The sequence below is a fragment of the Acinetobacter sp. GN11 genome, from assembly GCF_054823985.1.
Map to the genome: position 1 here is coordinate 1 of NZ_JRVL01000186.1, position 9,527 is coordinate 9,527.

Genomic DNA, 9,527 nt, shown 5'->3' on the forward strand with positions numbered 1-9,527 from the left:
CAGCCACTTTTTTATTTGATCTTTCATTGTACCTCAATGAATGACTTGTACATTGTTGTACATATTTTGAATAGGCCTCACCATGACCACAGTGAACGCACCAGAATTCGTTCGTCATCCTAAGCTTATCGCATGGGTTGAAGAAATTGCAAACTTAACCAAACCAGCAAAAATCGAATGGTGTGACGGAAGCGAAGAAGAGTATCAACGTCTAATCGACTTGATGATCGCTAACGGCACCATGCAGAAATTAAACCAAGAAAAACATCCTGGTTCTTATCTTGCAAATTCTGATCCATCTGATGTTGCGCGTGTTGAAGATCGTACCTACATTTGCTCTCAAAAGAAAGAAGATGCTGGTGCGACAAACAACTGGGAAGAACCAGCTGTTATGCGTGAAAAGTTAAATGGTTTGTTTGAAGGGTCAATGGAAGGTCGTACAATGTACGTTGTGCCTTTCTCTATGGGTCCACTTGGAAGCCATATTGCTCATATTGGCATTGAGTTAACTGACTCTCCTTACGTTGCTGTTAGCATGCGCAAAATGGCACGTATGGGTAAAGCAGTTTATGACGTGTTAGGTACAGACGGCGAATTTATTCCTTGTATTCATACCGTAGGTGCTCCACTCGCTGAAGGGCAAAAAGACGTTGCATGGCCTTGCAACCCTGAAAAATACATCGTTCATTACCCAGAAACTCGTGAAATCTGGTCTTATGGTTCTGGTTATGGCGGTAACGCATTACTTGGTAAGAAATGTTTAGCACTTCGTATTGCTTCTGTTATGGGACGCGAACAAGGTTGGTTAGCTGAACATATGCTTATTCTTGGTGTAACTAACCCACAAGGTGAAAAACACTATATCGCTGCAGCATTCCCATCTGCATGTGGTAAAACAAACTTCGCAATGTTAATTCCACCAGCAGGCTATGAAGGCTGGAAAATTGAGACTGTAGGTGACGATATTGCTTGGATCAAACCAGGTGAAGATGGTCGTCTATACGCAATCAATCCAGAAGCTGGTTTCTTTGGTGTTGCTCCTGGTACAAATACCAAGACCAACCCTAACTGTATGGCAACTCTTCACAAAGATGTTATCTATACAAACGTTGCGGTGACTAATGATGGTGAAGTATGGTGGGAAGGTCTTTCTAAAGAAATTCCAACTAACTTAACTAACTGGAAAGGTCAACCTCACGTAAATGGTGAAAAAGCTGCTCATCCAAATGCGCGCTTCACTGTTGCTGCTGGTCAATGCCCTTCTATCGATGCTGACTGGGAAAATCCAGCAGGTGTTCCGATTTCTGCATTTATCTTCGGTGGTCGCCGTGCAGATACGGTTCCTTTAGTATCTGAAGCTTTTGATTGGGTTGATGGCGTTTATAAAGCTGCAACTATGGGTTCAGAAACCACTGCTGCTGCTGTTGGTCAACAAGGTATCGTTCGTCGTGACCCATTCGCGATGCTTCCATTTGCTGGCTACAACATGGCTGACTACTTCGATCACTGGTTAAGCCTTGGTGAAGAAGTAAGTACAAAAGCTGAAGCTGCTGGTAATAAGTTACCAAAAATCTTCAACGTAAACTGGTTCCGTCGTGATGCTGAAGGCAACTTCGTATGGCCTGGTTTCGGTCAAAACATGCGTGTTCTTGAGTGGATCATTGACCGTTGTGAAGGTCGTGCAAACGCTGTTGAAACACCAATTGGTCTTGTTCCAACTTACGATGACTTGAACTGGGAAGGTACTGATTTCTCTAAAGAAGAATTTGACCTTATCACAGCTCAAAATAAAGATCAGTGGGTTACTGAAATTGAAAGCCACACTGAGTTATTCAATAAACTTGGTGAACGCTTACCAAAAGCATTAAAAGAACGTCAAACAGCTTTACTTGAAGCTGTAAAAACTGGCTTCTAATTGCTAAATATAAAAAAGGTCGCTATATGCGACCTTTTTTATTATGCGGCATCATCTTTTTGTCTACGTCCAGCCAAATAGCTTTCCAAATTTTTTACTTGTTTTTCATCAAATGCCAAACCTAGCTTAGTTCTACGCCACAATATATCTTCTGCCGTATTTGCCCATTCATTTTCACATAAATACTGAACTTCAGATTCAAATAAACCGTGACCAAAATCTTGTCCTAACTGCTCAAGAGTTTTTTGCTCATGCAAAACATTCCAAACTCGAGAGCCATAGGCATTTGCCCAGCGCGTAGCAAGCTGCTCAGTTACCCCTTCCACTTGGTTTTGAATCCTTATAACTAAATCTTCAAGTGTGGTCCAATTCTCTGCACCCGGTAATACTTCATTTGCGGTCCACTCCTCTCCCATTTCTATGAAAAATGGGCTAAGTTGTTCCAGAGCTGATTCCGCTAATTTCCGGTAAGTCGTAATCTTTCCACCAAATACGGACAGTAATGGAGTGATTTTATCTTCCACTTGCAACGCCACAGTATAGTCACGTGTAACTGCTGAAGGATTATCTGACTCATCATCACATAAAGCTCGCACTCCAGAAAACTGACTTACAATATCTGCGCGGGTGAGCTGCTTTTTAAAATGTGAATTTGTCACTGCTAAAAGGTAATCAATTTCTACTTCTGTAATCTCTACCTTTTGAGGATCATCCAAATATTCCTGATCTGTCGTACCTATTAATGTGTATTGTTCTAAATAAGGAATGGCAAACACAATACGTCGATCTTCGTTTTGCATAATAAAGGCTTTATGGCAATCGTACAGTTTAGGCACAACAATATGACTTCCTTGTATAAGCCTAATTTGATATGGCGATTTTAATTGTAGATTTTCACTAATAATTTCCTCGACCCAAGGACCTGCTGCATTCACTAAGGCTTTTGCACGTATTTGATAAAGCTCAGCCCCAGTTTGTAATTCCAGATGCCACAATTCTTGTTGTCGATAAGCCTTAATACATCGTGTTCGTGTTACAACTTTGGCCCCGTTCTCTTTCGCCTGTAGTGCGTTTAATACGACAAGACGTGCATCATCTACAGTACAGTCAGAATATTCAAAGCCACGAGTTATAGCTGGTTTTAAGGGACTATCTTCTTTGAAGTAAATGAGATTTGATCCTAATAATTTTTCTCGTTTTCCTAAATGATCATAAAAAAATAGGCCTGCCCGAATTAACCATGCAGGACGTAAATGTGGTCGATGAGGCATAATAAAACGCATTGGTTTAATAATATGAGGTGCTTTAGCCAACAAGACTTCACGCTCTGCTAAAGCTTCCCTGACCAACCGAAATTCTTTATGTTCTAAATAGCGTAAACCACCGTGAATTAATTTACTGCTCGCAGATGAGGTATGACTAGCTAAATCGTCTTTTTCACATAAAAATACGGATAATCCGCGGCCTGCCGCATCATTAGCAATACCGACACCATTAATACCGCCACCAATCACAGCAATATCATATATTTTTGAATAATCATTAGCTTGTACTGTCATTTCTCATTTTCTTTTTATTGTTTATGTTATTAAAAATTAAAACATCAAATTGATGAAACAACAATCAAAAAAGCAGAATAATCAATTTTAAATAGCTACTAGGTTAACTCTTCATTGATTATTCTGCGATTTAATTAGTTTAAAGGAAATCAATCCTCTACCCAATTTTGACTACGTTGAACTGCCTTCAACCATCCCTTATACATAACTTCAGTTTCTTGAAGACTGGTACGTGGTTCGAAAACTTTCTCTATTGCAGACTTATTCCTTAATTCATTTAAATCTTGCCAAAAACTCGTTGCCAGTCCAGCAAGAAAAGCAGCACCTAAAGCCGTTGTTTCTTTCATGGTTGGTCTTTCAACTGGTGTGGCTAAAATATCAGCCTGAAATTGCATTAAGAAATTATTAGCAGTTACTCCACCATCAACTCGGAGTGTTCGAAGCTCTTCTTCTGCATCTTGCTGCATCGCGTCAAGTACGTCTCGTGTCTGGTAAGCAATTGACTCTAAAGTTGCACGAATAATATGCTCTATACTCGCTCCACGAGTGAGTCCAAAAATTGCCCCTCGAGCGGTCGGGTCCCAATATGGAGCACCTAAACCTGTAAAGGCAGGTACTACATATACGCCATTACTGTCCTTTACACGTGTTGCATAAAGCTCCGAGTCTTTAGCGTTCTTAATCACCTTCAGCTCATCACGAAGCCACTGTACACAAGAGCCTCCATTAAACACGGCGCCCTCTAAGGCATAGTTCACTTCACCATTTGCACCACAAGCAATCGTCGTCAGTAAGCCATGCTCTGAACGGACAATCTTTTTACCCGTGTTCATTAAAAGAAAACAGCCTGTACCATAAGTATTTTTTGCTTGTCCAGGTTCTACGCACATTTGCCCAAAAAGTGCAGCTTGTTGATCCCCTGCTATACCTGCAATTGGAATTCCAACCTCTTGCCCACTAATTGTATGTGTATAGCCATACACCTCAGATGAACTACGTACCTCTGGTAACATTGCTTTAGGAATATCTAAAGCTTGTAAAAGTTTCTCATCCCATTCAAGCTTTTCAATATCAAAAAGCATCGTTCGTGAAGCATTAGTGAAATCAGTGACATGGGCTGCGCCATTGGTTAACTTCCAGATTAACCATGTATCGACCGTACCAAATAATAACTCACCTCGCTCGGCCCGTTCACGGCTTCCTTCTACATGGTCCAGAATCCATTTTATTTTGGTGGCAGAAAAATACGGATCAATCACCAAACCTGTCACTTTACGGACGTGATCTTGCCAACCCGCCTTATGTAATTGATTACATATCTCTGTAGTTTGGCGGCTTTGCCAAACAATTGCATTGTAAATAGGTTTTCCTGTTTTCTTATCCCATACAATTGTGGTTTCTCGCTGGTTTGTAATCCCAATTGCTGCAACTTGCTCACTCTTAATGCTGGCTTGAGCCAATGCCTCTACCCATACAGCACTTTGTGTCGCCCAAATTTCCATAGGATCATGCTCGACCCAACCTGGTTGAGGATAAATCTGGGTAAATTCTTTTTGAGCAATACTTACAACGTTAGCATCATGATCTAAAACAATTGCTCTTGAGCTTGTTGTTCCCTGATCGAAAGCGACAATATATTTTTTCGGGCAATTTGACATCTGAACGTCCCTTTCATTATTTACACACACCAGCTCATGACGATAAAACATCATGTCTAACTGCATTATTCAAAATTTTCTTTGGAATATATCATTGTTTTTAACGCATATATTACTTCTTAAACTAAACATTGGTCATTCTTGATCAACTTTCTTATCTTTATGGGAAAATAATGTGCAGTAAGTCAAAATTTAGCTACAAGAACATGCGAACTGTCTAATTTGAAATCACATAAATATTCAACCTATCCCTTTGCTTAAATAATAAACATTGTTTTACAGACATAAAAAAAATAAAGTGAAATACTCCTCTGGATAATATGTAAAAACGGAATAAATTCTCTCTTTTTTAGCATTCAACCCAAGCGAAACATGGAGCGACCCATGGTTGATCAACCCTCTACAGCAACAACTCCACAACCTCATTTAGATACAAAAACTCGCCTAAAATCAATTTTAGGTGGTTCTGCTGGTAACCTTGTCGAATGGTACGACTGGTATGTATATGCCGCATTTACCCTCTATTTTGCTCATGCTTTTTTCCCAAAAGGAAGTCAAACTGCACAGTTGCTACAAGCTGCAGCTATTTTTGCTGTAGGTTTCTTAATGCGCCCAATCGGTGCATGGATTATGGGGATCTATTCAGACCGTAAAGGACGTAAAGCAGGCCTTACTCTTTCCGTCACTTTAATGTGTGTCGGTTCTCTACTCATTGCAGTCACCCCTTCGTATGAAAGCATTGGCGTATTCGCTCCACTACTTTTGGTTGTCGCACGTTTAATTCAAGGTTTAAGTGTAGGCGGTGAATATGGTGCAAGCGCCACCTATTTAAGTGAAATGGCTGAAAGAAATCGACGTGGTTTTTTCTCAAGCTTTCAATATGTAACCTTAATTGCAGGACAATTGACGGCTCTATGTGTTCTTTTAATATTACAAATCGTATTAACCGAACAACAGTTGCATGATTGGGGATGGCGCATTCCATTCTTTATTGGCGCTTTACTTGCCATTGTTGTATTCCGTATTCGTCGTGGCTTATTAGAAACACAATCTTTTAAAAATGCTCAAGCTGAAAAAGACCAGCCACAATCAGGCATGTTTGCTTTATTCAAGCACTACCCAAAAGAAGCTTTTACAGTATTATTTTTAACTGCTGGCGGAACTTTAGCTTTTTATACTTACACCACTTACCTACAAAAATATTTAGTGAATACTTCCGGATTTACAAAACCAGAAGCCACTCAAATTACCACTTTAGCGCTATTTATTTTCATGTGCTTACAACCTGTAGCTGGTGCTTTGTCAGACCGAATCGGACGTAAACCACTCATGATCACTTTTGGTGTAACTGGGGTTTTATTTACTTATATTTTATTTAATGCGCTTGCAACCACACAGAATTATTGGACTGCTTTCTGGTTATGCTTGGCGGGTCTGGTCATGGTAACTGGTTATACATCAATTAATGCCGTGGTTAAAGCAGAGCTATTTCCTGCGCATATTCGGGCTTTAGGGGTAGCTTTACCCTACGCGATTGCCAATACATTGTTTGGCGGTACAGCAGAGTTCTTTGCTTTAAGTTTTAAAGAAGCTGGACATGAATCTTGGTACTTTATTTATGTAAGTATTATGATCTTCATTTCACTTATTATTTATATTTTTATGAAAGATACTAAGCATCATTCAAAAATTAAAGAACATTAATATTTTACCAATAAGAGTTAATATCGCCAGATGATGTTAGCTTAAATCGTGCGATTAAGCCCCAACAATCGCTGTGTTTTATGAGATACTAGAGATAAGAATATAAGGATTATACTGATGAATAGAAGTATTTTATGTTTGGCATTAAGCAGTATGTTTATTTTAACTGCTTGTCAGACCACCCCTCGACAATATAACGGCTCAACTGGCTATCAGATTGAAAACCAAACAAAAACTTCGGCAACTTTAGCTTATACATTGGCTAGCCGCACTAATCAGCAGTTAGACGAACGTAAATTGCAACGTGCTTGTCAAAATGTATTAGGTGCTCAAAAAGTTTATAAATTATCAGTTCTAAGCATTAATGAGATTTCAAATCCGGCTCAACAAGAACATTATGGCGTTCAATTGGGCGAAACTCGTGCCTCATTTGGTTTATCGAATACGCCAAGTTTAAACAATGGCGAAGACTATGCGACTCGCCAAGCACTTGAAGCACGCCCAAGTACGTTAAAAGTGGTTCGTTATACTTGCTCATAATCTAAATTAAGACGCTGTTCTTTTACAGCGTCTTATAAAAACTTACATTTCTAAATTCTTTAGCTTCATCAAGATCTGGCCATGTTGATGCACTTCTTTCATCAATTTTTTGATATTTTGGATGACTAAAGTTTTTAACGCGGCTATCTGCGACCCAAACTTCGGGCGCAAATTTCAAAAATTCATCTAAAAAGAAACGGTTGCACTGGTCATACAAAACATCAGCAGCCAATAAAACATCAACTTGCTCTGCTTTATATAAATCGTCCAGATATTCCAGCTCAACATCATTCAACAAAGCATTTTCGCGACAAGCATTCAGACTAACTTGATCAATATCACAACAGATTACTCTTTTAGCACCCGCCATTTTAGCTGCAATTGCAACAACACCTGAACCTGCACCAAAATCGAGAACAACTTTATCTTTAACATGATGTGGCTCTGCGAGTAACCACTGCGCCATTGCTAAACCAGATGCCCAGCAAAAAATCCAATATGGCGTGTCATTCCAGATTCTGCGAATAACCTCATCATCTAAGCGATCAGTGCGGAAAACTGGTGGAATCAACCATAAAGAAATAGGCGTTTCTGGTAACTGTTGTACCATTAACTCACAATGAGGAATCACTTCATGCAAGGCTTGAAGTAAATATTCAGGGGCTTTGGTAAGTTGAAAGGTGCGGCTCATAAATAAGCTCAACAATTTATAATTTCTATTTGATACGCGTTGAGGTCATCCGCAATTGTTCGAGGCAGGACTACATTAGATTAGAATGTTTCTGCGACTCATCTATAGCCAACCAATAGCTGACGAGTTTTGCGGATGACAAATGGTTTTGGTTACTTTTCCCGAAAGAAAAGTAACTTACGAGCTCCTAACATTTGCGTTAAACGGTAGGACTCCGTCGTGAATAAATTAACCTAAAGCTTTTTCAGCTGCTTCTACAGTTTGACGAATCAAAGTTGTAATTGTCATTGGACCAACACCACCCGGTACTGGTGTGTAAGCAGAAGCAATTTCTTCAATACCTTGTAGCTGGATGTCACCTACACCGCCGCCATCACGTGGATGGAAACCAGCATCGACAACCACTGCACCTTGTTTAATCCAATCTTTTTGGATAAGTTCGGCTTTACCTACAGCACCAACAATAATATCGGCTTGTTTCACAAGGTCAGGTAAGTTTTGTGTGCGTGAATGGCAAATCGTTACTGTTGCATTGGCTTGCAATAGCATCATTGCCATTGGTTTACCTAAAATTGCAGAACGGCCAACAACAACTGCATGTTTGCCAGCAATTTCGATATCGTTTTCTTTTAAAATGGTCATAATGCCAGCAGGAGTTGCTGAACCATATGCAGCTTCACCCATTGCCATACGACCAAAACCGAGGCAAGTCACGCCGTCTACATCTTTAGCTAACGAAATCGCATCAAAACATGCACGCTCATCAATCTGTGCAGGTACTGGATGTTGTAAAAGAATACCGTGAACATCTGGATTGGCATTAAGCTTTTCGATTTCTGCTAATAATTGTTCTGTTGTAGTTTCTTCTGATAATTCAATTTTTAAAGAGTCCATACCTACTCGACGGCAAGCATTTCCTTTCATGCGTACATAAGTTGCAGATGCGCCATCATCCCCAACTAAAATAGTCGCCAAAATTGGGGTACGACCTGTTTTAGCTTTTAAAGCCTCAACACGTACCGACAAATTTTCTTCAATTTGCTTTGCTAATGCACGACCGTCTAAAACCAATGCCACAGCACATCTCCAAGGTAGACATGAATTTAATATGCCAATAATACATGATTATTTGGACAATTTTATTCTAGATGTTGCTTTTATGTTCATCTTCACTAAAAACAGTATTGTTTTTTTTCTAAAGGTTGCTAATATGTGCATCACCAAATGTAGGCGGGGTGGCAGAGTGGTCATGCAGCGGACTGCAACTCCGTGGACGCCGGTTCGATTCCGACCTCCGCCTCCAAATTTGGTAAAGCCCGGGTGGTGAAATAGGTAGACACAGGGGATTTAAAATCCCCCGCCCACAAAGCGTGCCGGTTCGAGTCCGGCCCCGGGCACCATTTTCTAGTACAGAAAATGGTGCAATAAAAAATCCAGCGTAAGCTGGTTTTTTTATGCCT

The 9,527-nt window shown here is 40.0% G+C and carries 7 protein-coding genes and 2 tRNA genes; 5 read left to right on the forward strand and 4 right to left on the reverse strand.

Going from position 1 to position 9,527, the window contains the following annotated elements:
- Positions 1-82 precede the first annotated feature (82 nt).
- The gene (locus tag NL42_RS15290; protein WP_005038731.1) at positions 83-1,915 is read left to right on the forward strand and encodes a phosphoenolpyruvate carboxykinase (GTP); all 1,833 of its coding nucleotides are present in this window, start codon (positions 83-85) and stop codon (positions 1,913-1,915) included.
- Positions 1,916-1,956: 41 nt separating this feature from the next.
- Here NL42_RS15290 and glpD read toward each other — a convergent pair whose 3' ends face one another.
- Positions 1,957-3,474 carry a glycerol-3-phosphate dehydrogenase gene (gene glpD, locus NL42_RS15295; RefSeq protein ID WP_461313387.1) on the reverse strand — a complete coding sequence of 506 codons (1,518 nt, stop codon included), beginning with the start codon at positions 3,472-3,474 and terminating at the stop codon, positions 1,957-1,959.
- A gap of 149 nt (positions 3,475-3,623) precedes the next feature.
- A complete protein-coding gene (gene glpK, locus NL42_RS15300; protein ID WP_461313388.1) occupies positions 3,624-5,132 on the reverse strand; it encodes a glycerol kinase GlpK in 1,509 nt (502 codons plus the stop codon).
- A 372-nt stretch (positions 5,133-5,504) separates the two neighbouring features.
- Here glpK and NL42_RS15305 point away from each other — a divergent pair, with 372 nt between their 5' ends.
- Together NL42_RS15305 and NL42_RS15310 are read left to right on the forward strand one after the other, a co-directional pair.
- Positions 5,505-6,836, forward strand: coding sequence for an MFS transporter (locus NL42_RS15305; RefSeq protein ID WP_461313389.1), 1,332 nt, complete (start codon positions 5,505-5,507; stop codon positions 6,834-6,836).
- A 117-nt stretch (positions 6,837-6,953) separates the two neighbouring features.
- Entirely contained in the window at positions 6,954-7,376 is a 423-nt protein-coding gene (locus NL42_RS15310) for a hypothetical protein (RefSeq protein WP_003650088.1), read from the forward strand.
- Positions 7,377-7,398: 22 nt separating this feature from the next.
- Here the strand turns inward: NL42_RS15310 and NL42_RS15315 are convergent, their stop codons facing one another.
- A complete protein-coding gene (locus NL42_RS15315; protein WP_461313390.1) occupies positions 7,399-8,067 on the reverse strand; it encodes a class I SAM-dependent methyltransferase in 669 nt (222 codons plus the stop codon).
- Positions 8,068-8,295: 228 nt separating this feature from the next.
- A complete protein-coding gene (gene folD / locus NL42_RS15320; RefSeq protein WP_461313391.1) occupies positions 8,296-9,144 on the reverse strand; it encodes a bifunctional methylenetetrahydrofolate dehydrogenase/methenyltetrahydrofolate cyclohydrolase FolD in 849 nt (282 codons plus the stop codon).
- Positions 9,145-9,296: 152 nt separating this feature from the next.
- Between folD and NL42_RS15325 the strand changes: the two genes are divergently transcribed.
- Together NL42_RS15325 and NL42_RS15330 are read left to right on the forward strand one after the other, a co-directional pair.
- A tRNA-Cys gene (locus tag NL42_RS15325) sits at positions 9,297-9,370 on the forward strand.
- An 11-nt stretch (positions 9,371-9,381) separates the two neighbouring features.
- Positions 9,382-9,467 (forward strand) — tRNA-Leu (locus NL42_RS15330).
- Positions 9,468-9,527 lie beyond the last annotated feature (60 nt).